Origin of the sequence: Nocardia sp. NBC_01499 (assembly GCF_045040275.1) — a bacterium.
In the GTDB taxonomy this organism is placed as follows: domain Bacteria; phylum Actinomycetota; class Actinomycetes; order Mycobacteriales; family Mycobacteriaceae; genus Nocardia.
Genome location: NZ_CP109426.1, coordinates 3,258,189 through 3,281,203, shown reverse-complemented (window position 1 = coordinate 3,281,203; position 23,015 = coordinate 3,258,189). Strand labels below are relative to the sequence as shown.

22 protein-coding genes are annotated in these 23,015 nt (G+C 65.5%); 8 read left to right on the top strand and 14 right to left on the bottom strand.

The features are described from left to right. Positions 1 to 621: 621 nt before the first annotated feature. On the bottom strand, positions 622 to 2,181 hold the full coding sequence (locus OG203_RS15160) for a recombinase family protein (RefSeq protein ID WP_405166291.1): 1,560 nt from the start codon (positions 2,179 to 2,181) through the stop codon (positions 622 to 624). 199 nt (positions 2,182 to 2,380) lie between these two features. Beyond that, positions 2,381 to 3,361, bottom strand: coding sequence for a LysR family transcriptional regulator (locus OG203_RS15155; RefSeq protein ID WP_405166290.1), 981 nt, complete (start codon positions 3,359 to 3,361; stop codon positions 2,381 to 2,383). Positions 3,362 to 4,211: 850 nt separating this feature from the next. On the opposite strand from OG203_RS15155, the gene OG203_RS15150 reads away from it, so the two are divergent. Beyond that, positions 4,212 to 5,042 carry a hypothetical protein gene (locus OG203_RS15150; RefSeq protein ID WP_405166289.1) on the top strand — a complete coding sequence of 277 codons (831 nt, stop codon included), beginning with the start codon at positions 4,212 to 4,214 and terminating at the stop codon, positions 5,040 to 5,042. Positions 5,043 to 5,100: 58 nt separating this feature from the next. Then, positions 5,101 to 6,051 (top strand): CAP domain-containing protein, encoded by a 951-nt coding sequence (locus tag OG203_RS15145; protein ID WP_405166288.1) that lies wholly within the window; start codon positions 5,101 to 5,103, stop codon positions 6,049 to 6,051. 185 nt (positions 6,052 to 6,236) lie between these two features. On the opposite strand, the gene OG203_RS15140 is transcribed toward OG203_RS15145, so the two are convergent. From OG203_RS15140 to OG203_RS15130, 3 genes are all read right to left on the bottom strand, one after another. Continuing rightward, positions 6,237 to 7,172: an esterase/lipase family protein gene (locus OG203_RS15140; protein ID WP_405166287.1), complete on the bottom strand. Its 936-nt coding sequence runs from the start codon at positions 7,170 to 7,172 to the stop codon at positions 6,237 to 6,239. 286 nt (positions 7,173 to 7,458) lie between these two features. After that, positions 7,459 to 8,616 carry a GDSL-type esterase/lipase family protein gene (locus OG203_RS15135; protein WP_405166286.1) on the bottom strand — a complete coding sequence of 386 codons (1,158 nt, stop codon included), beginning with the start codon at positions 8,614 to 8,616 and terminating at the stop codon, positions 7,459 to 7,461. A gap of 29 nt (positions 8,617 to 8,645) precedes the next feature. Further along, complete coding sequence (locus OG203_RS15130; protein ID WP_405166285.1) at positions 8,646 to 9,707, bottom strand: amidohydrolase family protein; 1,062 nt, start codon at positions 9,705 to 9,707, stop codon at positions 8,646 to 8,648. A 112-nt stretch (positions 9,708 to 9,819) separates the two neighbouring features. On the opposite strand from OG203_RS15130, the gene OG203_RS15125 reads away from it, so the two are divergent. Next, positions 9,820 to 10,389, top strand: coding sequence for a TetR/AcrR family transcriptional regulator (locus tag OG203_RS15125; protein WP_405166284.1), 570 nt, complete (start codon positions 9,820 to 9,822; stop codon positions 10,387 to 10,389). Positions 10,390 to 10,430: 41 nt separating this feature from the next. Next, complete coding sequence (locus OG203_RS15120; protein WP_405166283.1) at positions 10,431 to 11,129, top strand: helix-turn-helix transcriptional regulator; 699 nt, start codon at positions 10,431 to 10,433, stop codon at positions 11,127 to 11,129. Between the two features lie 34 nt (positions 11,130 to 11,163). On the opposite strand, the gene OG203_RS15115 is transcribed toward OG203_RS15120, so the two are convergent. Continuing rightward, on the bottom strand, positions 11,164 to 11,547 hold the full coding sequence (locus OG203_RS15115; RefSeq protein WP_405166282.1) for a VOC family protein: 384 nt from the start codon (positions 11,545 to 11,547) through the stop codon (positions 11,164 to 11,166). A gap of 103 nt (positions 11,548 to 11,650) precedes the next feature. Then, positions 11,651 to 12,163 (bottom strand): DUF664 domain-containing protein, encoded by a 513-nt coding sequence (locus OG203_RS15110; RefSeq protein ID WP_405166281.1) that lies wholly within the window; start codon positions 12,161 to 12,163, stop codon positions 11,651 to 11,653. A gap of 700 nt (positions 12,164 to 12,863) precedes the next feature. Between OG203_RS15110 and OG203_RS15105 the strand changes: the two genes are divergently transcribed. After that, positions 12,864 to 14,024, top strand: a complete 1,161-nt coding sequence (locus tag OG203_RS15105) for a lipase family protein (protein WP_405167882.1) — start codon at positions 12,864 to 12,866, stop codon at positions 14,022 to 14,024. 78 nt (positions 14,025 to 14,102) lie between these two features. Here the strand turns inward: OG203_RS15105 and OG203_RS15100 are convergent, their stop codons facing one another. The 4 genes from OG203_RS15100 to OG203_RS15085 form a co-directional block, all read right to left on the bottom strand. Beyond that, positions 14,103 to 14,816 carry a DsbA family oxidoreductase gene (locus tag OG203_RS15100; RefSeq protein WP_405166280.1) on the bottom strand — a complete coding sequence of 238 codons (714 nt, stop codon included), beginning with the start codon at positions 14,814 to 14,816 and terminating at the stop codon, positions 14,103 to 14,105. A 145-nt stretch (positions 14,817 to 14,961) separates the two neighbouring features. After that, positions 14,962 to 15,102: a hypothetical protein gene (locus OG203_RS15095; RefSeq protein ID WP_405166279.1), complete on the bottom strand. Its 141-nt coding sequence runs from the start codon at positions 15,100 to 15,102 to the stop codon at positions 14,962 to 14,964. A 105-nt stretch (positions 15,103 to 15,207) separates the two neighbouring features. Continuing rightward, on the bottom strand, positions 15,208 to 15,963 hold the full coding sequence (locus OG203_RS15090) for an acyl-[acyl-carrier-protein] thioesterase (protein ID WP_405166278.1): 756 nt from the start codon (positions 15,961 to 15,963) through the stop codon (positions 15,208 to 15,210). Beyond that, complete coding sequence (locus OG203_RS15085; RefSeq protein WP_405166277.1) at positions 15,963 to 16,559, bottom strand: PadR family transcriptional regulator; 597 nt, start codon at positions 16,557 to 16,559, stop codon at positions 15,963 to 15,965. Before OG203_RS15085 ends, OG203_RS15090 begins: the two co-directional genes overlap by 1 nt. Positions 16,560 to 16,722: 163 nt before the next feature. On the opposite strand from OG203_RS15085, the gene OG203_RS15080 reads away from it, so the two are divergent. After that, positions 16,723 to 17,709, top strand: coding sequence for a diiron oxygenase (locus OG203_RS15080; RefSeq protein ID WP_405166276.1), 987 nt, complete (start codon positions 16,723 to 16,725; stop codon positions 17,707 to 17,709). A gap of 18 nt (positions 17,710 to 17,727) precedes the next feature. On the opposite strand, the gene OG203_RS15075 is transcribed toward OG203_RS15080, so the two are convergent. Continuing rightward, positions 17,728 to 19,032, bottom strand: coding sequence for a class I SAM-dependent methyltransferase (locus OG203_RS15075; protein WP_405166275.1), 1,305 nt, complete (start codon positions 19,030 to 19,032; stop codon positions 17,728 to 17,730). Positions 19,033 to 19,115: 83 nt separating this feature from the next. Beyond that, on the bottom strand, positions 19,116 to 20,330 hold the full coding sequence (locus OG203_RS15070) for an ArgE/DapE family deacylase (protein WP_405166274.1): 1,215 nt from the start codon (positions 20,328 to 20,330) through the stop codon (positions 19,116 to 19,118). Between the two features lie 161 nt (positions 20,331 to 20,491). Between OG203_RS15070 and OG203_RS15065 the strand changes: the two genes are divergently transcribed. Then, complete coding sequence (locus OG203_RS15065) at positions 20,492 to 20,719, top strand: hypothetical protein (RefSeq protein ID WP_405166273.1); 228 nt, start codon at positions 20,492 to 20,494, stop codon at positions 20,717 to 20,719. Between the two features lie 94 nt (positions 20,720 to 20,813). Further along, complete coding sequence (locus tag OG203_RS15060) at positions 20,814 to 21,848, top strand: ArsR/SmtB family transcription factor (protein WP_405166272.1); 1,035 nt, start codon at positions 20,814 to 20,816, stop codon at positions 21,846 to 21,848. Between the two features lie 24 nt (positions 21,849 to 21,872). Here OG203_RS15060 and OG203_RS15055 read toward each other — a convergent pair whose 3' ends face one another. Further along, complete coding sequence (locus tag OG203_RS15055) at positions 21,873 to 22,877, bottom strand: LacI family DNA-binding transcriptional regulator (RefSeq protein ID WP_405166271.1); 1,005 nt, start codon at positions 22,875 to 22,877, stop codon at positions 21,873 to 21,875. Between the last annotated feature and the right edge of the window lie 138 nt (positions 22,878 to 23,015).

Below are 23,015 nucleotides of genomic sequence, written 5' to 3'. Positions count from 1 at the left end.
ATGGGTGCGCGGGTGAGGCATACAGCAGATGAAGGTGAAGGGGTGCGGAAGTCGGTGGTAGCGATGCGTGTGGGGTGAGTACGTGTCGGCCGGGAGTAGGGAAGTGAGTCCGGTGGACCCGGCGCGCCGGACGGCGCGGGGCACGCGACCAACGGGCGCGGCCCGCGCGACGAGCGGGAGCCCCGAGGGCTCAATCCGGGTTACTCGGGCACTGTCGATCTACAGGCATACTGGACTCAGGGAATCAGGTTGACGGGTCGGTCGGAGAAGAGAACCGCCATGTCACCTGACAGGAACCCTCGCGCACACACCAGCGGGTTCGACCTAGCCACCAACAGCGATAGCGATCAGCAGATTCTCCGATGGCGCGTTCGCAGGGCTGCTCGAGGGAGCGGGTCACCGGACGGCGGACGCGCAGGTCAACGGCCACGATGGCGGGCTGATGTCGGCTCGGAAATCCGATGACGGACAAGCCTAGACAGCGGCGGAACTGGTCACCGGAGGAGCTCGAATACCTCGATCGGGTACAGCAACGGTTGTCCGGACCGCTGACCGACCAGCAACTCTCGGTGCTGAGGCGGTGGTGGCGCGGCGGCTACCGTACCGACACCACCACCGATCTCACGCGACCAGACGGGCAATCACGATCGTCTCCACGCCGGGCGAACCGCCGAAACCGCGACGCTTCCCGGCCGGATAGATCGTGATCGACAGCAACGACCGGATGATGTCGCGCTTGGCCTGCAACGGTGTCTGTTGCTCGTCGTCCCACTTCGCGCGGGCGTCCGGCCCAGCGGCGGCGACCACGTGCGGCATCGGCATCGCTGCCTGAGCGCGGGCCTCGGCTGCCTTGATCGCGGGCAGCTTACGGTCCTTGTACTGCTTGATCTCCATCGGCGACAACTCCGCCTCGATCGCTTCGCCAACCCACTTGTCGTAGGAGGCGCGCAATGCCTTGGCTTCGGCACCAGCGGCGGCGGCTTCCTCATCGCTGCGTTCGAGCGCGGCCAGCAACTCCGGATCCTCGAGCCGCCGCAACACCGTCTCTTCCACCAGGTCATCAACGAGCTCAGCGTTGCGGGCCACACAGAACCGCTCGCACTCATAGGTCCTCGCCTTGCCCGCCGACCCACCCGAACGCGACCGGACCTTGCCGCCATCACACTTACCGCAGCGAGGGATACCCGAAAGCAGCCAACGCGGCGCGCAACCCCGATTGCTCGTCAAGCGAGCTGGGTCGGTGAACATCGCCACCAACCGATCGTGATCCTCGACACTGATAATCGAATCCCACTGCGCTGCAACAGTTTCGGTCTTACCCGTCGCCTTGTCCTTGTGGGCGCGCAAACCAGCGATAGTCGCACTGACCAGCACATTGCGGACCGCGACATGATCCCAGAGAGTCATCCACCCCTTGTCACACGGGCAGTGACGGCGGTCGACTGCTTCGAGGACCTTACGGCCCTCGGTGACCGAGCACACCCGGCACGGCAACCCCATACCCGCGCTCGGCACCGGAACCGCCTCGCCGGTCAACCACCGCGCGATACTGGTAGCAGACTCCAATCCCAAGGCACGTCTGGCCATTTCACGCACAATCGGCGCGGTCACCTCGTCGGGCACCCGCTCTACCGCCTTACCGCGCTGGTAGACGATGCGATACCCGAACGCTTCCTTACCGTGTGGCTTGCCGTCGAGGAAGTTCTGCTTGAGCTGCTGCATCGAATCGAAACGGTTCTGCTCGGGCTGGTACTCGTTGTCCACAGCCTCCTGCGCCAGAACCCGGCGATCCTGCGGGTTGTTCATGTCGTAGAGCTGACCGCCCGAATACCAGAACACGCCCAGCTTGGCGCACATCTCGCGCAGCAACGCGAAGTCCAGCAACTGGCGATTTGCTCGCGAGGACGAGCGAGTGATCAACACCCACTGCTTACCCTCCGGGGCAGGCTCGGCCAACCCGGCCACCAGATCCTTATAACCAGGACGTTGTTTGACGGTGTGCCTCGTCGCGCCGATATCGGTGTCGGTCGTCACGCGTGGGTCCGGCCACCCGAACCGAGCGCACTCCTCCCGGCCCCACCGCACCTGCTGCGGCACCGACAGACCCTTGTTCTTGTCCTGCGAGTTCCGCCCATAGATCCACGGAACTAAATCGGGGAAATCCTTGGGGTTCAACGGCATAACCCCAGCGTACGCCGCTACCACCCCTAACTGAAGTTAACCACGATCAACCAGCCGTTCAACGCCCCGGCCAAGTAAGACGGTTTCGTATTCAGGTCAGGCCCCGCTTCGGCGGGGCCTGACTCGTATGTCCGGTTGTCTCTGTATGCAGCTGAATCCGACTGTGGCGCCGAGGTTTCGCGCTGCTGTACGCCGGGTGTCAGTTGGGTAGCGGGCCGACGGGCACCGGTGTGCGGTGCGCCACTTCGGATTCCGGTCGCCGGATCTCCAGCAGTCCTGCGGCCCCGAACTTCCGGACGAGGTCCGAGTCGGTGATCACCTCGAGGAACTTTTCGACATGCAGCGACTTGTCTCGCGCGTGCACCGTCAATTCCCGGCGAATCGGACGGGCCAGTCGAATGATGGACAGCAGCCTTGCCGAACCGTGCAGTGCCATCTTCGGCACCAGTGCGACGCCGACGCCGTGTTCGACCAGGCTGAGCGCGGTAGTCACATCGGGCGCGCGGACGGCGAATCGGACATGCACGCCCGCTCGGCCCGCCTCGCGCGAAACGGTGTCGGTGAGATCGGAATTCGCGCCGCAGCGGATCCACGGCGCCTCGACCAACTGCTTCCATGAGCCGTCGAAGCTGCTGCGCTGGCTGGGATGGCAGACGACGACGAGTTCTTCCTCGCCGAAGCAGTGCACGACGCGCGAGCTGGATTGCTCCAGCGGGCCGAGCGCGACATCGAGTGCGCCCTCTTCCAGGGTCGCGTTGAGCTCGCGCAGGTCGGTGAACGCCCTGACCTCGATGCTGTCGATATTGCGTTCGTGGCGCATCCGGTAGATGAGCGGCGGCAGCAGCTTCTGGGCGATGGTCGGCGTCGTTCCGACGGTCATCACACCGTCGCCGAACGTCTGCCCCATCGCCATTGCCTGCCTGGCGGATTCGACGACGTCGGAGGCCTGGGCGAAGAACTCTCTGCCGAACTTGGTCAGCCTCGACCTGCGTGACCGCGGGTCGAAGACCTTTCGGCCGAGCGAGGTCTCCAACGCGTCGATCTGTTGGGACATCGCGGACGGCGTTATTCCGAACCGCCTGGCGGCGGCCGAGAGCGAGCCGAGTTGCACCGCGTTCACAAAGTAATCGAACTGTCGCAACGTGATCGTATTGGAAGTTAGCAAGGGGTAATCAGACATCGGCAACCTTTGTATCGAGCCGGGGCTCATCCGCAGCACCTTCGGTCCATCACTGAAAATTAAGTGAGCATTCCGTCACCGAGTCATGGCACCTGCCGGTCGGCGTGGACCGGCAAACACATCACATTCTTTCGTTAACTGTGCGTTCATCCGCGAATTGTGGCGAGAGTCTGAAGGACTGCCTTCGAGGTGTTACGCCGACTTGTGTGCAAGCAGTATCTACTGCGGCGGTCATTCCGTCAAACGTTACGCCAAGCTAAACCTTCCTGTCGTACAGATCACATTTTAGCTTCAACTGAATTACTGGTTCTCGCTCCGACCTGGGGATCGCCATTGGAGAACGGTCGCTCGCCAAGTGAGGGCGCATGACCTTCCTTCGGGGCCGCAGGATGGGCGCTATACCCCTATCTTGACCACAAATGGCCTTGGCTAGGTGCTGATTCAAGGGAAATCTGAAAGGACTTTAGCCCGCCTAACAACAGGAGGTGGGGGCCATTCGTGGAGCCTATGCTCGGCATTCACTCTGTTCCGTGTGAAAGGGTCATCGGCACCGTTCGTAGCCGTGCTGTGATGCTGTGGTGATCTGCTGGAGCAGGGTGTGTGATCTGGTCGTGATCAGCTGTTTGTCCGACTGTTAATCGGATCTTGATTCGATGTAAGAATGTCCGTTCTTCTTGTTCGTCACACCGGCGAGTTCTACGCTCGGAAATGGAAGCCGACAGCCCGTAGGACCGCGTACTTGACCGCAGAGCGGCGGTCGAACGGCTCCGACCGGCAGTTCGAACCAGGTCGTACCACGTGGAGGGCTGTCGGCTTCGCCAGCGATCGGTCATTTCGAAGGAAGGCACTCATGGGGAAGCACAGCGCGCCGCGAACCACTGTCGTCCCAGCGCGTTTGGCAATGCTCTCGACGGCCACGCTCATCGGCCTCGCGGTCTCGGCCAACGGCGGAGCCGGGCAGGCCATCGCGGACGACACGAGTTCCACCGTCTCGGGGGACGGGGTGTGGGTCACGCCGCCGAAGCAGGCGGTGGCCGCGCCGCCGAAGCAAGCGGTGGCCGCGGTGGTCCCCGCGTCCTATCAGCACCAGGCCCGCGCGGAGCAGGTCGCGCCGATTGTCCGAGCGGAGCGTGTCGCGCCCGTGTCGAGCAAGCGGCCGATGCACCGTGCCGATCGGCCGACCGCCAAGCCGGGCAAGGCCACCAAGCCGGGCGGCGCTGCGAAGCCGGGCGGCACCCCTAAGCCCGGTGGCACCGCGCCCCTGGCCACCATCGTCGACTCGCTCAATACCGGCAGCGCGGCGTTGCCCCCACCGCTGCGCGCTGTGCTGGAGGATCTGGCCAAGCAGGTCGGCCCGGTACTGGCGAAGGGCTTGCTGCAGTTGATCAACAGTGGAAACCTGCCGAGCTCGAACGCGCCGGCCCCGACAGCGCCGAGCCCGAAAGTGCCGAGCCCCAAGGCCAGGCACGCGGCCCCCGCTCCGGCCGCGCCAGCCGCCGCTGCTGACGAAGACGACGACGAAGACACCGGCGGCGTCGACAGTGTCGGCGTCCTCGGGAATCACGGTGGCGCTGGCAATACCGACGCCACCGACAACACCGATGTCCGGGACAGCAGTGAGGTTCCGGACGACGACGCCGATTGGACCCCGCTCGCGCTCGGTCCGAGTACTAACGGCTGATCTGTATCTATAGGTTCGACAACTCTCGAAGGAAATAGTGCGTTTCTCTCCCGCTACAATGCTGTCCTTTTCCACCGCCGTCGGCATCTCGGCTTTCGCCCTCACCGTTGCGGGGGCCCCAGCGGCCCTTGCCGCACCACAATCCACCTCCACCGCCGACGAGGTGGTCAGCCTCACCAACAATGAACGCGCCAAGGCTGGCTGTTCCCCGCTGAAAGCGGAAAGCCACCTTACCCAAGCCGCGCAGGGCCATTCGGAAGATATGGCAGCTGGCGGCTTCATGGATCACAACTCATCGAAGGGCGATCCGGGCGACCGGATCAGCGCCGCGGGCTATCACGCGCAGACCTGGGCGGAGAATATCGCCGCGGGTCAGCGCAGCGCCTCCGAAGTGGTCAGCTCGTGGATGAACAGCGCTGGCCACCGCGCCAACATCCTGAACTGCGGGCTCAAGGACATCGGGGTCGGCTACGCCAAGGCCGGGAACGGCACGGCCTACTGGACGCAGGACTTCGGCACCTCCGACGGCCAGGGTGACGAGCAGCCCGCGGAGCCGGGCGGTAAGCCGGGTAAGCCGGGCGGCGATACCGGTAAGCCCGGCGGCGATACCGGAAAGCCCGGGGGTGACACCGGTAAGCCGGGCAAGCCCGGCGGTGGTTCGCCTTGGGATCCGTGGAACCCCGATGATGGCTCCGGTGACAATGGCGGCGATCCGGGCGGCGACGGTTCCGACGACAATTCGGACAATGGCGGCGATTCGCCGTGGGATCAGTGGGGCGACGGCTCCGATCCCGGTAATGGCGGCGACTCCTGGAACCCCTGGGGTAATTGGAATCCGTGGGGCGCCGCCGATTCGAAACCGGGTAACACCGGCGACGCGTCGTGGGACCCGTGGAGCAATGGCTTCGATAAGCCTTCGAGCAACGGCGGCGATTCGCCGTTCGGTGGTGCGTGGGGCCAAGAGTTCGACGACCTCCTCGGGCAGCTCGCGGGCAAGGGTGGCTGGTAGTACGCCTCACTAGCGGTGCCGCCGGATTCAATGACGCGTCCGGCGGCGCCTTTTTGTCCGCTGACCACTGCCCACATCGGTCAGCGGATTCTTCGCGCTTGTGGGACTTCTCTCAGTCCGTAGTCGACGAAAACCCGCCGCACCGAAGGGGTTCAGCGCGGCGGGCGGTGAGTTATGTTGTGAAGTCAGCTGTTCGGCGGGGTGCTCGTGCAGGTGGGGTACGCGGTGTTGTCCGCGTCCAACGCGTTGAGCACGAGCTGGGCCACCACCTTGTCGTAAGGCAGCAGGAGATGGTCGGTCAAATCGCCGGGGCAGTAGTCCTGGACGACGTAGTTGCTGATGCTCGGCCCCTGCTGGATCCCGCTGGTGTACGGCACCACGAATTCGTCATGGCTGGTAACGATGTTGGTGTAGGTGACGCCGGGAACCGTTGTGCCACTGGCGGTGAGCTTGCGCAGGAAGTCCGAGCCGGTCTGAATCTGTAAACAGGCGGCGCAGATCGGGTCGACGACGGCGCCGAGCGCGGGTGCCAGCCGCAGTCTGGCGGCAAGAGCGGTGAAGAGGGCGCCGAACCCGAGGGAATTGGTGCCGTTCCAGCCAGGGCCGATCGAGATGAAGCGATCTATCTTTTTCGCGCCACCGAGGAACTTGGCGTAATAGTCGGTGACCAGGCTGCCTTCCGAATGCGCGACGATATCGACGCTTTGCACACCGGTCGCCGCCCGCACCTTGATGATGAAGTCGCGCAGCTCCTGCGCGCTCTGCTCGATCGGCAACAGCCCGCCGAGCGCGCCGAGCGGTCCTGGCATGCCTGGAATCGCACCGTAGGTCAGGGTGTAGACGCAGTAGCCATTGTTCGCAAGCAGCGGTGCGAGCGCACCCCAGTCCAGCCGAACGGTCTCTGGCCCGCCGTGTACAAGAACGATCGGATTCGGGTGCAGCGCAGTGGGTTTGCACGTCCAGTCGTTGGCGCCGGGCGGTGCCGCGCCTGGGTTGTCCCGCTCGGCGTCCACCGCATCGCTGAACAGATAGGAGACGGGCCGCAACCCCGCGGAATCGCCCGGCTCGCCCGTCGCGGCGGGCGCGGCAAGGAGACCGGCGAACATCGCGGCAATGGTCATCGAGACAATGGGAGTAAGGCGCATAACAAGGCCCCTTTCTGCGAATTAGTCCAGACCAACTATCTGTCCACAGAGTGACAACAACAACACACTTCAGTTGACATCGTGTTGTCTTTGTCACCGCCGACTCCGCTGAATATCACTCCTACTTAATTTGCTTAACCGGCACCTGAAAACTACGTCGGATCAAGGTGATTCGCGGTCACCGAACGGCAGCGTCCGCTACGAAGAGCAGTGCCTCTTCGTAGCGGACGCCATCGGCTCCGGCGATCAGCGCCACCCTGTCTCAGGCGCTGAACAGTCCGCCGTCACCGAATGCCAAGTCGGCGAAGCGTTCTCCGATGCGGCGGTGGGTTGCCGAGTCCGGGTGCAGCTCGTCGGGCAGTGGCAGCTCGACGAAATCGGTTTCGCCGTAGAGCGAACGACCGTCGAGATAGTGCAGGTTCGCGTCGTCGGCCGCGCGCTGCTTGACGATGCGGGCGAGCTCGTCGCGGATGACGTTGAGGGTCAACCGCCCGGTGGCTCGGTCCGCCGGGTCGCCGGTGGCGCGGAAACTCACTCTCGTGCCGTCGAATTCGATCGCACAGGGGCCTGGGGTGTCCTCGTGGATCGGGCAGAGAATGGGGGAGACGACCAGCAACGGTGTGTCGGGGTGGCCTTCGCGAATGGTGTCGAGGAAGCCGTGCACCGCGGGACCGAACGCGCGCAACCGCATCAGGTCGGCGTTGACCACGTTGATGCCGAGCTTGAGGCTGATCAGATCCGCCGGGGTGTCGCGAATGGCGCGCGCGACGAACGGATCGAGCAGGCTGTTGCCGCGCAGACTCAGATTGATCAGCTCGACACCGCCCCGCGCGGCCGCCAGCGCGGGCCAGGTGGCCGTCGGTACCTCGGCGTTGGCCCCGTGGCTGATCGAACTGCCGTGGTGCAGCCACGTTTTGCGGCCACGGTCCGGCGTCGGCTCGACCGGTGCGTCGGTGCGCAGCACGACCAGCTCGGCGATTTCCGTGTGCGGCAGCCAGATCTCGATGTCCTTGGGGTCGGCGGGCAGGTCGGCGAATCGGACGGTGCCGACCGATCCCTGCTCGGTGACCTTGGTCTGGGCCGCCATATCGATGATGTGGCGGGTGCCGCCGGGCACGCTGGCCCGACCGGAATGCGTTCCGTCGACGAGCAATTCGTACACACCGTCGGGCGGCGGCGGTGCGCCCCGGTAGACGGTCCGCGTCGGCAGCACGTCCAGCTCGATGACGGTCGCGCTGGTCCGGAAGGCCACTCGGACGCCGCTGGGTTGGGCCTCGACCATCGCCAGATAGTCGTCGGGGAACTGCTTGCGTGCCCACTCGGGCAGCCGGTGCGGCAGCACGCCGTGCGCGGTGCGCTCGAGGTCGAGTGCGCCGCGGAGGATGGGGGATTCGATGGGGGTGGTGATCCAGGTGGTCATTGGGGTGTTCCTTAATGAAGTCGCGGAGTTTACCGCGCCAGCCGGTAGGTTCGGCGGGCAGTCTCCGAGAACAGCGAGGCCAGTTCGGTTTCCGAGGCGCCCGAGGCGAGCCGTTTGAAGGTGTTCCACAGCGTCGCGTATCGGGTTCCCATTTTGTCTACGGGGAAGTTGCTTTCGAACATGCAGCGGTCGGGGCCGAACGCGTCGATGCAGGTGTCGAACCACGGATGCCACAGGGCGGCAAGCTCTTCCGAGGTCGGCGGGGTCGGCGTGGTGCGGTAGTCGAAGGCGGCCGCGGTGGCGAGGATGCCGCCGAGCTTGCAGACGACATTCGGCCGTTCGGCCACTTCCCGGATGCCGCGCGCCCAGGTGGCGAAGTGCTCGGCCCGGTCGGTGGCGTAGGGGCCGAAGCCGAGCGGCGCGCCGCAGTGGTTGAGCACCAGGCGCAGCTCGGGAATCGCCTCGGCCAACTCGGCGGCGTCGGCGAGTTGGGGCGACAGGATCCACAGGTCGAGCGTCAGGTCGCGGTCGGCGACCACCCGCGCGCAGTCCCGAATGGCTGGTTCGGCGAGCATGTGCGGGCGATTGCCGGGATGACTGAGCTTGATCTCCTCGCTCGCGTCCCAGCTTGCCCCGAACCTGAGCCCCCGAAACCGACCCTGACCGGCCGTGATGTGGTGCTCGACGACGTTATCGACAATGGCGGCGCCGAGCCCGAAATCGGCCCGCCCGATGATCCCGGCGGCCACCTTGGTCGGGCCACCGGCCGCGTCGCTGGTCGCGGCCAAGCGCGCGATGGTCTCGGTCTCGCCGACCGGACGCAACTCCGTCGGCCCATCGGTGCGGTAGCCCGACATGGCTTCGGCGTGCACCGTGCCGATCACGGTGTGCCCGCTGCCGGTGTCCGCCGCGAATTCCTCGAGCAGATAACGGAATCCGGGGTGGTACCAGAGGTGATGGTGCGCATCGATGATGGGCAAGCCGGGCAGCAGGATCTCCTCCTGCGGCTGCCGCGCGAGCCAGTTCTCGTCCGGCGGAAAGATTCGGCCGAACTCGGTCGGGCGCGTGGTAGGGGAAGCCGGTGCGTTCATGGTTGGTCTCCCGTCGGTCGCACTCGCTAGCTGATTTAACAAGTCTATACGCTAAACTACCTAGAGACATTAGGCAAATGAGTTAGATATGTAGGCAAATGAGGAGGACGGCATGGCACGCGCGCGGATGACCGACGAGAGCCTGATCCAGGCGGCGGCGGAGCTGGCCGACGAGGTCGGCTTCGACAATGTGACGGTCTCGGCGCTGGCCCGCAGGCTCGGCGTCAAGGACGCGAGCCTGTACTCACGCCTCGAAAATGCCCGCGACCTGCGGGTCAAGGTCGCGGTGCTGGCGCTGGCCGAACTCGCCGACCAGGTCGCGGACGCGCTGGCCGGTCGCGCGGGCAAGGACGCCCTCGTCGCCTTCGCCAACGCCTATCGGGACTACGCGAAGAAGCACCCGGGCCGATACGCCGCGACCCAACTCGACCTCGACCCGGAAACCGCCGCCGCCAGTGCGGCCATGCGGCACGCGGAGATGACCCGCGCGATCCTGCGCGGCTACGACCTGTCCGAGCCCGACCAAACCGACGCGATTCGCCTGCTGCACGGCACTTTCTACGGATACGTGAGCCTGGAAACGACGGGCCGCTACGACAGCCACCCCCGCAATGTCGAGGACTCCTGGTCGAGGGCGTTGGACGCGCTCGACGCCGTCCTGCGGAACTGGCCACCGGCCTGACCCGCGTCCGCTTGTCGTACCCGGCTTCTAGATTGGTGCGGGTGAACCGTACAGATCGGCTCTATGCCTTGGTCGAGGAAATGCGAGCGGTCGCGCCGCGCCCGCGAAGTGCGCGCTGGCTGTCCGGTCGTTTCGAGGTCAGCGTGCGCACGATCGAACGAGACATCAACGCGCTGCAGCAATCCGGGGTGCCGATCTATGCCGAGCCCGGTCGCACAGGCGGCTATTGCCTGGACAAGGCGCGCACGTTGCCGCCGGTCAACCTGACGCCGGGCGAGGCGGTCGCGATGGCGGTGGCACTTCGGCAATTGGCGGGCTCGCCGTTCCAGGCGACCGCGGGCTCGGCACTGCGCAAACTGGTCGCGGCAATGCAGCAAGACGATGCCGCCGCGGCGCACGACCTGGCCGGTCGCGTCCACCTGCTCGCCGACGTGTCCGCCATACCGTCGATGCCGCGCATGGTGGCCGACGCGGTGGCCACCCGCCGCGTCCTGCGCATCGGCTATGGCGACCGCGCGGGTGCCGCCACGATGCGCGACATCGAGCCGCTCGGCTATATCGGCAAGGAAACCCACTGGTATCTGGTGGGTTGGTGCAGGCTGCGCGACGCACTGCGGGTGTTCCGCACCGACCGGATCAGCTCGGTCTCGGTTACCGCCGAGATCCCCGCGCAGCGCGCGCTGCGCAGGGAGGACCTCGACATCCCGTACGGCGTCGTCGAACAACTCAGTTTGAGTTGAGTGGCCGGCCCCGAAGCGGGACCGGCCAGCCGACTCAGGAACGGACGGAAGGCGGTGTGAACACCGCGAACTGATTGCCGTCCGGGTCAAGCAGGTGTGCGAACGTCACCCCGGTCGAGTTGACCACGGGCTCGCGCTGAACCTTGCCGCCCGCCGCTTCGGTCCGTCGGCACGTCGCCGCGACGTCCTCGACCAGCACGCCGAAGACCGCGTAGTTGGCCAGCTCGCCCTGTGTCGCGAAGATCGCGCCGCGCAATCCCTGCGCGTCACCCGTCGAGATGACCTGGTACGCGGGGTCTGTGCTCGTCGTATTGTCCTGCGCGGCAGTCCAACCGAACACCTCGCCATAGAACCGCTTCGCACCTTCGGGGTTGTCGGTGCCGATCTCGAACCAGCCGATGCCATTGAATGCGGGCATGTCATCCCTCTCGTGTCGCGCCGGGCTCATCCCGGCTTGTTCCACTGTCGAGGGCGTTGGCGACAACCCCCTGTCGGTGTTTTCGCGACTTTCGGGACAACGTTTACCTGCGGCGCAGCAGCACGCCGCGGAGGAAGGCGGCCTGGCCCGCGTGCTGGATGTCGTCATCGACGACACTGATCAGCCGGACGGCGAGCGTGACCGGGGGATCCCAGCGGGTGTCGACGACGCGGGGGAGATCGGCGTCGGTCAGCGCGGAGACGTATTTGATCGTCTGCTCATGCACCGCGTCGTAGTAGCCGAGGAGCAGCTCCGCCGACACCGCACCGAGCTGGGCGACCTCGTCCGGGTTATCGCCGTAGCCGGTCGCGGTGTCGTCGAACGGCAGGCCGAAGCGTTCGGCCCAGCCCGCGGCCGTCCACACCTGCTCGATGTCCGCGACGTCGGCGATGTGGTCGTCTTGCACGCGGGTCAGATGCCAGATCAGCCAGGCGATGGAGTTGGCGCCCGGATCCAGTTGGACGGCCAGTTCGTCGCTGGTCAGGCCGGACACGGCGCCGTGCACGTTCTCCTGCACGCGGCCGAAGGCGTCGATCAACAAGTCAGCGCTAGTCATGATCGGGTCCAATCGTGTGGTGGGCGTTCATTATTCCCGCACACGGTGGCGCGCCGCACAGGGGCGCTGGCGCGGCTATCACCCGGTCCGTTCGCCAGAGACCGCGCGAGGGTCACTCACGCGCAATGAATTTCGCCGGAGCGCTCCGTGAGTGGAAGGTGAATTCTTCGCGTCGGCACGCGCTCGGATAGACCGTTGCTACCACCACCATTACGCTGACCGCACGTCGGCAAACGGATGGACAACCCGGGACTGCGCTACGGTCGGGTAATTGCCGGTAAACGCAGGAAAACTGTTTCAAGTAAAACTACATACGCTTTCAAGTCGCTCTAAAGAGCGGCCGGCCGATCTGATCCGGTAGCCGAGCGCGACGCTGCGCGGAGGCCAAACTGCCTGGCCAGCAGACTGTTAGCCCTTGGTAACGGCCTGCTGGCATTACGAGCGTAGCGCAACTTTAATTCGTATTAAGACCGGCATGTAATCTGCGACACTTCGACACCGGCTCGGCCACGACAAATCATGGGACGATGACTATTGTCGTTTCGCGCACGTGAAATGCAGTTCACCGGATCACCTGAAAATTATCGCGATGCAGTGGAGGTAAAGCCCAGTGGGTAGACGACTTTTTCGGCAGGCAACAGGTGGCCGGAAACTCAGACCGATCCTCGCGGCGTTCGGTGCGCTGACGATCAGCGCGGTCATGGCCACCGCTGGCACGGTCACCGCCAACGCCCAGCCGATCTGGCCGAACCCGGACCCGGATCCGTTCTACGCCGCACCGGCCGACATCGCCAGCAAGTCCAACGGTGACGTGCTCGACGCCCGCCCGATGCCGCCGCTGTTCTACTTTCCCGGCGCCTCGGTCACGCTGATCAAGTTCCGCTCGACCAACTCTCAGGGCAAGCCGATCGCGGCGACCACCACGGTGATCACGCCGATCATTCACCGCGCGGACGCGCCGCTGCTGTCGTTCCAGCACATCATCAACGGGCTCGGCACCCAGTGCGCGATCTCGCACGGGCTCTACGCCAACGACACGAACTTCATCGTCCCGTTCGCACCGGCGCTGAACGTCGCGCTCGCCCGTGGCTGGTCCGTCTCCCTGCCCGATCACCTCGGCCCGAACAGTGCTTACGGCGCAGCGAGATTGGGTGGCCAGATCACCCTGGACGGCGTCCGTGCCGCGCAGCGACTGCCGCAGCTCACCCTCGGGAAGAGCCCGGTGGCGCTGGCCGGTTACTCCGGCGGCGGCATGGCGACCGCGTGGGCCGCCGCGCTCGCGCCGAAGTACGCGCCGGAGCTGAACATCGTCGGCTCCGCCGAGGGCGGTACCCCGATGAACCTGCAGACGATGGGCTGGGCCATCGGACACAACCAGCACCCGGCGTTCGGCCTCGGCTTCGCCGCCGTGCTCGGCCTGGAGCGGGAGTACCCGGACCGGCTGCCGATCACCGACGCGCTGAGCGAGCGCGGCCTCGCCGCAGCCAGGGAGATCGCCAACAGCTGCACCAACGACCTCATCGCGCGCGGTGTCGGGCACAGCTTCGACGATTACGCGAAAGACAATGTGATGGCTCATGATCCGAAGGCGTGGGCGGTGGCCGACGAGAACAGCGTCGAGCTCTACAACGGTGTGCCCAACGCGCCGATCTTCGAATGGCACTCCCCGCAGGACAACCTGATCCCGCTGGACGCGATCGCGAACACGGTCAACCGGTACTGCCGTGCGGGTGTGCGGGTGGAATCCGAGCTCTTCCCCTCGCCGGACCACCTGACCACCGCCGTCATCGGCTTCCCCTCGATGCTGAACTGGCTCGACGGTCGATTCGACGGCAGGCCTGCGCCGAGTAACTGCGCCTAGTCGGACAGCTGCCCCTGATCGGTAGCTCGCGCTGCCGGTCAGGGGCATTGTGCTGCGTCGATGTGCTTGTCCGACAGATCAATCGCGCGCCGGCAGCTCGCATCCGTCCGGACCACACACGTCCGCACCACCGATCGTCTGGATAGCAGGTTCGCGATCGGCCCACGCCTGATCGAGAGCCTGAGCGAACACGGCGGTCGGCTGCGCGCCGGAGACGCCGTACTTACGATCGAACACGAAGAACGGAACGCCGGTCGCCCCGAGCTGCGCCGCCTCCTTCTCATCGGCCCGCACGTCGTCGGCGTAGGCATTCGGGTCGGCGAGCACCGCGCGCACGCTCGACTCATCGAACCCCGCGGCGACCGCAAGCCGAACAAGTCGCTCATGATCGCCGAACAGTGACTCCTCCTCGGCGAAATTCGCCCGATAGAGCGCATCGAGCAGCGCTTCCTGCCTGCCCTGCGCCAACGCGAAGTGCAGCAGCCGATGCATATCGAACGAGCTGCCGTAATCGCGCCCCTCGGTCAGATACGGCAACCCGACCTCCGCCGCCTGCGCCCCGATCCCACGCTCATTGGCTGCGGCCTGCGCCGCACTGATCCCATACTTCCGCGCGATCTCCTCGATCACCGGCCCCGACTCCCCAACAGGCAACGTCGGATCCAACTCGAACGACCGATGCACCACCTCGACATCGTCGCCATGCGCAAACCCCGCCAACGCCTGCCCGAACCGCTCCTTCCCCAGGTAGCAGAAGGGACAGTTGATATCGGTCCAGATCTCAACCCGCACGCCAAAACCCTCACTCTCGCCTAACCCCCCCCAGCTAAGCAACACCCGAGCAACCAAGTCTGTTCCAACGGATTGCGCTCGCCCACGAGTGGCACATGGTGGCGATCCGTTCTCGACGTTCGCCGCCATGCGCCACTTACGGCGGTTACGTCACCGGTGGTGGCTGGACGAATACCACGCTGTCCGGAATCGCCGCACCCACCTTCGGATGCGGTGGTGGCGGAGTGACCGGGGCTTCCTCGGTTTCCGCCTCGTCCTGAATCTCGTCGGGTGTCTCATCCGCCATGGGGATCACTCCTGATCTGTCACATCGTGACAAGAGTCGGTGCCTGACCAGTCCAGTTTCCGCCCCTCCTCAGCGACACGCCAGATCGTGGGTGTCTCGGGTAGGTCAGTTCAGGCGAGCGACATACGCGAGCGTTCTTGGGGCGCCGTCTACTTCGAGTTGAAGGTGCAGGGTGGTGTCGGTGCGCTGAGTGCGCAGCAGGACTTGGTCGCCTGCGGTGATCGCTCCGACGTGTTCGATGATGGCGCGGTATGGAGCGATGTGGGTGGATTGTTGGTTGGCGAGTCCTTCTTCGACGGCTTGCCAGTGGACGGCGTTGTTGACGTGCCCGTAGCGGTCGAAGTCCGCGACGCGTAGTTGGAATGAGGTGGGGGATGGGGTGGTAGCGGATATTCGCTGCAGGGCTGGCTTCCAGCGGAGGCGGTGCTCGGTGGTGCTTGCGAGCATCGGCGCCATGAAGCGGTCTGTCATGCGGGCGGGCCGGGCGGCGACCGGGTCGATGTTGATGAGAAATTGTTCGGCTTCGATCAAACCGCCGTTGCCGCTTCGGATTTGGATGCGCGCGGTGAACCAGCGATTGGACAGGGCCGATGGCCAGCGGCGTAGGTGCACTCGGTCGCCGAACTCGATCGGGCGGAGTACGTCGATCACAGTGCGCGACACCAACCAGGCGGGATGCAGGTCGCCGTCGTCGACGACCTGTAGCTGTTCGTAGCCCAAATCCATTGCGTAGCGGGCGATTGCGTCGAGGCGCAGCCGTTGTTCGGTATCGGTGTCGGCGAGACGCACCGGCCACGCGGATTCGAATGCGGCGTGCCCGTCGGGGCACGGTGGCAGGGGATAGGCGATCTCGGCGCCCATCAACGATCCTTCGAGGCTTGCGCTGTCGATGGGGTAACAGGGTGCTTGCGTCGTGCGCGCAGGACTTCCGCGCTCCGATTGCACCAGTCGAGGGCTTCCCGCTCGAATGAGATACCCCGCAATCCGACGAGATATGGCCCAACCCAAGGGCTTTGGGTCAGGAAGGTCTCCTCATCGAGGTCGCCCCTCGCCTGGATCAGCCGCCGCTCGAATTGCTCGATCTTGCCGCGCGCCTCGTCCGCCCGCTCTTCGAGCTGTGCGATCAGCCGCGCGGAGTCACCCGCCTCGGCACCCTGCATCTTGACGAGCAGGTCGTCGCGTATCGCCGAAGGCTTACTCGGGCCCGCGATGAACGCGGACATCTCCGCTGTGCCCGCCTCGGTGAGCGTGTAGACCCGCTTGTTGGGCCGACCACGTTGCGCCACTTCGCGTCCCGCCACCAGACCGGCCGACTCGAGCTTGGCCAACTCGGTGTAGAGCTGCTGGGGCAGCGCATGCCAGTAGTTCGAGATGTTGACGTCGAACAGTTTCGCCAGCTGGTACCCGGACAGTTCGTTGCCGAGCAGTGCCGCGAGCACCGCGTGTCGTAGTGCCACCACATGCCTCCCGGGAAGTCGGGGCCGAGCTTATAGTCAAAAATTGACTTAGGTCAATCGTTGAATATCACCAAAGGGGATCTTTCGGTCTAGAAATGAGTGAGACAGGCTGTTACTGTAAACAGGTGTCACATTAACCTCGACTGGATATGAGGTAGACGTCATGGCTACTAAGTCGGCAACGGCGCCGTCTCGGAGTGCGTATGCGGGGATCCTGACTACGTTGTCCGAAGGGTCGGTGAACAAGCACTTCGATCCGTATACCGAGATCGATTGGGACGCGCCGGAGTGGGCGGTGGTGCCGAACGATCCGCGCTGGATTCTTCCGGCGGACAGTGATCCGCTCGGCGCGCATCCCTGGTATCTGGCGCTGCCGCAGGCGCGCAAGATCGAGATCGGGATGTGGCGGCAGGCCAACATCGCGAAGGTGGGGCTGCAGTTCGAGGAGGTGCTGATCGGCGGCGTGATGAACTACCTGTTCGCCGTGGTGCCCAACGGATCCGGCGAATTCCGCTACCTCAACCACGAGGTCGCCGAGGAAATCAACCACACCTTGATGTTTCAGGAGATGGTGAACCGGATCGGCGCGGACGTGCCGGGTATGAGCCGGATCATGAAGGTGCTCGGACCGCTGGTTCCGCTGCTCGGCCGGTTCTTCCCGACGACCTTCTTCGTCGCCGTCCTCGCGGGCGAGGAGCCCATCGACCACGTGCAGAAGCAGGTGCTGCGCGCGGGGGAGAACGTGCACCCGATCATGCGCGACGTGATGCGCATCCACATCGCCGAGGAAGCACGCCACATCGCCTTCGCGCACGAATACCTGCGCCACCGCGTGCCCGAACTCGGTCGCGTGCAACGGGCGACGCTGTCGCTGGCCTACCCCATCATCATGTTCATCGCCTGCGACCTGATCGTGAAGCCGCCGCGTTCGCTGTTCCGCGAGTTCGACATTCCGCTGCGCATTCGCCGAGAGTTGTTCTGGCGCAGCGCCGAAGCGCGTTCTCGCCGCCGCGACTTCTTCGGCGAGGCGCGAATGCTCGCGAACGATATCGGACTGATGAACCCGGCCGCGAAGCTGACCTGGCGGCTGCTGCGGATCAACGGCGGCGAGTCAAGGTACCGGGGCGAACCGGTGCGCACCCGCTCCTGAATTCGCGAGGCTCGGCGCTCATCCCCACGAGCGCCGGGTCCCCGGCATTCCGGTGTGCCCCTGCGCATCCGGCACCACGCCGAGCACCTGGTGCAGCCCGAGCCCACCGTCCTCGAAACCGAGCGCCGAGGCAGCCATGTAGAGCCGCCAGATCCGGGCCCGCCCTTCACTGGCTAGCGAAACCGCTTGCTCCCAACCACTTTCGAGGTTGGCGATCCAGGCCCGCAACGTCAGCGCGTAGTGCTCACGCAACGCTTCGACGTCGCGCACCTCGAATCCCGCCCGCTGCATCGCCAACGCGACCTCGCCGACATCGACGAGCTCCCCGTCCGGAAAGACATAGCGGCCGACGAACGACCGACTCCCCATGACGGATCCGCCCGCGGAGGAGATCGCATGGTTGAGTAGTCGTCCCTCGGGCCGCAACAGCGCACGCAGGGTTTCGAAGTACGCCGCCGCCCGCTTGGTACCGACATGCTCGAACATGCCGATCGACGAGATGGCATCGAACTGCTCGCCGCGCAGATCGCGATAGTCGGCAAGCCTGATCTCGACGTTCTCGGACAGCCCCGCCTCGGCGACCCGCTTGCGCGCGAGCTCGACCTGAGCACTGCTGATCGTCACCCCGACCACCTGCACGCCATATGTCGCGGCCGCGTGCATCGCCATGGAACCCCAACCGCACCCGACATCCAACAGCCGCATCCCCGGCCGCAGATCGAGCTTGCGGCAGATCAGATCATGCTTGGCCTGCTGCGCGTCGTCCAGCGAAACGGTGTCGTTCGCACCGCCGTGACCGTCGTCGTCCGCCGCGACGAACCGCGCACACGAATACGTCATGCTCGACCCGAGCACCAGCCGATAGAAGTCGTTGCCGACGTCGTAGTGATGACTGATCGCCGCCGCGTCCCGCCGTTTGGTGTGCAGCGGCCCGCGCTGCGGCCGCGCCTCCTCCGGCGGCAGCTCCGGGCGCCGCCCGAGCGCGCCGAGCTGCCTGGCCGCATCGATGGCCTGCCAGGCCGCGCCGGCGCCGAGCTTGGCATCGCCTGGCGCCGTCGACGCCAGTGATCGAAGGATCGTGAAGATGTTTCCGTCCAGGTCTACCGCGCCGGATACGAAGGCCCGGCCGATGCCGAGTTCGCCTGGCGCCCACACCATATGACTCAGCGCGTCCTTGGAATTGATCCGGATGGTTCCGGCGCATTCGCCCTCGGGTTCGATCGCGCTGCCGTCCCAGAACTCGAAGCGCACCGCCGAATGAGACCCGAGCGCGGCCCGCGCCAACGGCTCGAACACGGCCGCAACCGTCATCTTGTTGCCCATAGGACCACTATGGCCCGCACCGCCCGCTGACCACAGCAACGACTTGCCAGGAGTGTCGGGGGTGCGTCAGCGATCGGCCAGGCTCACCGCAACATCTCGCCAGCGTAGAGGGCGTAAACGGCTGCGGCGGCGCGCATCTTCTGCTCGTCGACGTATTCGTTCGGCCCATGGGAGACGTCGAGACGTCCGGCGCCGTAGCCGAAGGCGGGGATGTCGAGTTGGGCGTACCAGCGGGTGTCGAGGATGCCTGCGCACATCTCGAAGGGCGGTTGCGCGCCGACCACGCGCGAAACGCAGTGGGCCAGAGCCTGTCCCGCCGGATGGTGTTGATCGGTGCTCGCCGACGGCTGGAATTGGGTGAGTTCAACGGTCACCTCGGCGCCGATGCTGTCGGCGGCGTTCTCGATGATCGTTGTCAGATTCTTCAGTTCGACCTCGAGATCTTCTTCGGGATTGAACCGGCTGTCGATGGTGAACCAGCTCGTGCCGGGGACCACGTTGAAGTTCGACCCGCCGCCGGACAGCCCGCCGACGACGACCATCGATCCACGCGCGTCATTGCCGTCCATCGCGAACGCGGTGTGCTTGTCCATCATGGTGCGGACGTACTTCTCCAGCGGCGCCGCGATCCGCACCATGTGCTGGAACGAGTTGATGCCCAAGTTCGCCTGGCCGACGTGCGCCGCACGCCCGTGCACGGTGACCCGCAGGCTGACCGCCCCGCGCGCGGCGTGCCAGATCGTGCCCGCGCTCGGCTCGGCGGTGACCATGGCGACCGCTGCCGGAGCGATCAGACCGTGCTGGCGCAGGTAACCCGATCCCGCGACGCTGCCCGTCTCCTCATCACACACCAGGTGGATGACGATCTTGCCGTCGCCGAGCAGCCCGAGATCCTTGGCCGCGGCGGCACCGTACAGCATGCTGACGATCCCGCCCTTCATATCGGCGGTGCCACGTCCGATGATCTTGCCGTCCGCCCGCCGAGCGGTGAACTGCTCGCGATCCTGGACCGGCACAACATCGAAATGCCCATGGAAATATAGTGTTTTCGCGCCGGAGCCGACGGTCGCGCGGACGATGCACGGATCCTCCTGGGCGTCCACCGCTGGCACCCCGATGATCTCACCGCCGAGACCTAAACCGGTCATGGCGTCGCTCAGCGCACGGGCACAGTCACGCAGGCCGCGACCGGGCGGATTCTCCGTCTCGTGCGCTACCAGCGCGGTCAGCAGGTCGGCCATCTCGTCGGCGCGTGGTTCGAGCCAGGCGTGCACCTGGGTGGAGCTGTCGATCGTCACGAATTCGAGTGTCGCCGACGGCGGATGATTCCGTGCGCGGTTCACCCGAGAGCTTTCGCCTAGCTCGCCGGTTGCTCGGTGTTTCGGCCTGAACCGAATCATGGTGACCGCGCCCCGTTCTCGTTCATAGGCTCTGAACAGTGACAACGAGGAGTTGGAAGATGATGGAGAACACAGCGGTACGCGCCGACGGCGGTGTCGCGATGGCGGTGGCTCGACTGGCCGACAGTCTGGCGGCGGAATGGAAACGGGGGCGGCTGCGGTTGACCCCGATGTGGTCGCGTCGCGACGAGCTGGCGGCGAAGGAGTCGCTGACCGCAGCGAACACGGGCGACCTTTTGTTACGGCTCGACCCGCTCGTCGCGGTACGGTGGCGAGGTTCTTGGTGATCGGAGGTGCCGTCGTGCGGTATCGAGTTGGCGCGGCGCGGGGTGGCGGCGCGGGTGGTTCGGGCGTTGCCCCGCGCGGGCGAGGTAGCCGCGAATGAAGCGGATCTATTGCACGCCAGACGATTTGCTGCGCATCCGCGTCGGCGCCCCACTCGGTGCCGTCGCGGAGACGATGCTGGCCACCCGGGTGGTCCAGCGTAGAAACGTCGCCGGTTTCGCGGGCTGGCGCAGTCAGGTGCGCAGCGCGATTCCGGCCAACTTCGGTGTGCTCGCCGACATCTTGCCCGCCGACGATTCGTTTCTCGACCTGATTACGCCGATTCGGGGTGCCAGGTCGATCGCCGCGGGCATCGAGGCGTTGCATCTGGTGTCCCGCGACGAGGTGCGGATGGAGGTGGAGAGCCTCATCCGCAACCGGGCGCGGGAAGGGCGAGCGCCCCTGCCCGCATGGACGGCCGAGCTGGCGGACCGGGACGGCACCGCGCGCCGCAATGTCGCCGACGCCGTCGAGGCGTTCCATTCGGTGGCGTTCGCCGGACGCTGGGCCCATATTCAGTCCTATCTCGAGCAGGCCGCCGAACGGATGGCGCGCACGGTCGCCACCGAAGGCGTTGAACGGATGTTCGCCGAGCTGCACCCCTACGTGACCTGGCGCGCACCGGTGCTCGAAGTCCACAGGCAAGGCGATTGTCTCCACGATGAGTACCTCGACGGCCGGGGGATGGTCATCATCCCGTCCATGTTCGCCTGGCCCCAACCGCTCACGCTGACCTCCCTGGTTGACAAGGACGCGCCGCTGATGGTGGTCGTTCCGGTCCTGCGTGACATCAACGATTTCACCACCGCGTGGGGTCCGCGCGCGACCAACGAGACCCTGACCGCCCTGCTCGGCCGCACCCGCGCGGCCGCACTGCAGGTGATCGCGGAAGGGTGCAGCACGACCGAACTCGCGCGGCGACTTGGGGTTTCGCCGGCGACGGCGAGTGAGCACGCGTCGATCCTGCGCGAGTCAGGACTCATCGACAGCTGGCGGCACCGCAATGCCATGCGCCACGAGGTGACGACCCTCGGCGCGGCGTTGCTCGACGGCAACGTCGGCAACCTCGGCAGCAACGTCCGCATCGCGTAAAACCTTGCGCGGCAGTGGCGTAACTCAGAACGCATCCGCACAGCCGCAGGAACCACGGGTCTTCAGTTCCGCACCAAGGCTGACCACTCCCGGCTCGGCGGATCCGGTGTCGATCTGTTTCAGCAACAGCTCGACCGCGAGTTCGCCCATCTTCCTGGTCGGCTGGACCATGGTCGTCAAACCCGGTCTGGTGTAGCGGGAGTACTCGATACCGTCGAACCCGACGATCGCGAGATCGTCAGGGACGCGCAGGTTCGCGTCGTAGGCCGCCCGCAGCATGCCCATCGCTTGAAGGTCGCTGGTCACGAATACCGCAGTGGGCGTGGTCTTTCCGCTCATCAGCTCGCCGAGCGCGCGATAGCCCGCGGCGCCGCCGAATTCGGCACGTACGACAACACTTTCGGGCAGTCCGGCCTCGTGCAGCGCCTGCCGATAGCCGACCACCCGCTCGTCGGCGGTCGACACGTGCGGTCCACTGAGACAGGCGATTTCGCGATGCCCGTGGGATATCAAGTGCTCCACGGCAATTCGGGCACCGGCGAGAGAGTCGCACATGACGTGCGCGCAGCGTGCCGGGTCGATGATCCGGTCTACCGCGACCAAGGCCATGTCGGCCGCCGCGCAGGCGTCGGCGATGCCCGACTCCCAGGACGACGAGATCGCAAGCAGCCCTTCGACTCGACGGTCGATGAACGCGCTCACATACGCGCGCTCCCTGCCCTCGTCGCCCGCGGCGTTCCCGACGATCAGCGGATATCCCCGCCCGAACGCGGCCGCCTCGACGACCGCGGACAGCTCGGCGAAGAACGGGTTCGCCCCATCGGGGATGACCATCCCGAGCGCGTGGCCTCGGTTCATTCGCAGGCTGCGTGCCGACATGTTGGGCCGGTAGCCGAGCTGCTCGATGGCGGCTTCGATGCGGGCCCTTGTCGCGGGCGCGACCCGCCGCGGACCGTCGTTGAGGACGTAGCTCACCAGGGCGGGTGAGGTGCCTGCGAGCCGGGCAACATCGGCTCGGGTGACTGCCATCGGGGCACTCCTGTCGTGCTGGCAATTCGTGCGAGCTGTCGAAGAACCCTTGACAGCTTCGTGATTCGGGTCACACACTACACATCAATTCGTGTTGTCAACACGAGTTGAAACTCGTACAGGATAGGTCGAATACCA

Coding starts and splice junctions, on each gene's coding strand:
- OG203_RS15160 (WP_405166291.1), bottom strand. CDS start 2,181: ATGCCGTTGAACCCCAAGGATTTCCCCGATTTAGTTCCGTGGATCTAT.
- OG203_RS15155 (WP_405166290.1), bottom strand. CDS start 3,361: ATGTCTGATTACCCCTTGCTAACTTCCAATACGATCACGTTGCGACAG.
- OG203_RS15150 (WP_405166289.1), top strand. CDS start 4,212: ATGGGGAAGCACAGCGCGCCGCGAACCACTGTCGTCCCAGCGCGTTTG.
- OG203_RS15145 (WP_405166288.1), top strand. CDS start 5,101: ATGCTGTCCTTTTCCACCGCCGTCGGCATCTCGGCTTTCGCCCTCACC.
- OG203_RS15140 (WP_405166287.1), bottom strand. CDS start 7,172: ATGACCATTGCCGCGATGTTCGCCGGTCTCCTTGCCGCGCCCGCCGCG.
- OG203_RS15135 (WP_405166286.1), bottom strand. CDS start 8,616: ATGACCACCTGGATCACCACCCCCATCGAATCCCCCATCCTCCGCGGC.
- OG203_RS15130 (WP_405166285.1), bottom strand. CDS start 9,707: ATGAACGCACCGGCTTCCCCTACCACGCGCCCGACCGAGTTCGGCCGA.
- OG203_RS15125 (WP_405166284.1), top strand. CDS start 9,820: ATGGCACGCGCGCGGATGACCGACGAGAGCCTGATCCAGGCGGCGGCG.
- OG203_RS15115 (WP_405166282.1), bottom strand. CDS start 11,547: ATGCCCGCATTCAATGGCATCGGCTGGTTCGAGATCGGCACCGACAAC.
- OG203_RS15110 (WP_405166281.1), bottom strand. CDS start 12,163: ATGACTAGCGCTGACTTGTTGATCGACGCCTTCGGCCGCGTGCAGGAG.
- OG203_RS15105 (WP_405167882.1), top strand. CDS start 12,864: ATGGCCACCGCTGGCACGGTCACCGCCAACGCCCAGCCGATCTGGCCG.
- OG203_RS15095 (WP_405166279.1), bottom strand. CDS start 15,102: ATGGCGGATGAGACACCCGACGAGATTCAGGACGAGGCGGAAACCGAG.
- OG203_RS15090 (WP_405166278.1), bottom strand. CDS start 15,963: ATGGGCGCCGAGATCGCCTATCCCCTGCCACCGTGCCCCGACGGGCAC.
- OG203_RS15080 (WP_405166276.1), top strand. CDS start 16,723: ATGGCTACTAAGTCGGCAACGGCGCCGTCTCGGAGTGCGTATGCGGGG.
- OG203_RS15075 (WP_405166275.1), bottom strand. CDS start 19,032: ATGGGCAACAAGATGACGGTTGCGGCCGTGTTCGAGCCGTTGGCGCGG.
- OG203_RS15065 (WP_405166273.1), top strand. CDS start 20,492: ATGATGGAGAACACAGCGGTACGCGCCGACGGCGGTGTCGCGATGGCG.
- OG203_RS15060 (WP_405166272.1), top strand. CDS start 20,814: ATGAAGCGGATCTATTGCACGCCAGACGATTTGCTGCGCATCCGCGTC.
- OG203_RS15055 (WP_405166271.1), bottom strand. CDS start 22,877: ATGGCAGTCACCCGAGCCGATGTTGCCCGGCTCGCAGGCACCTCACCC.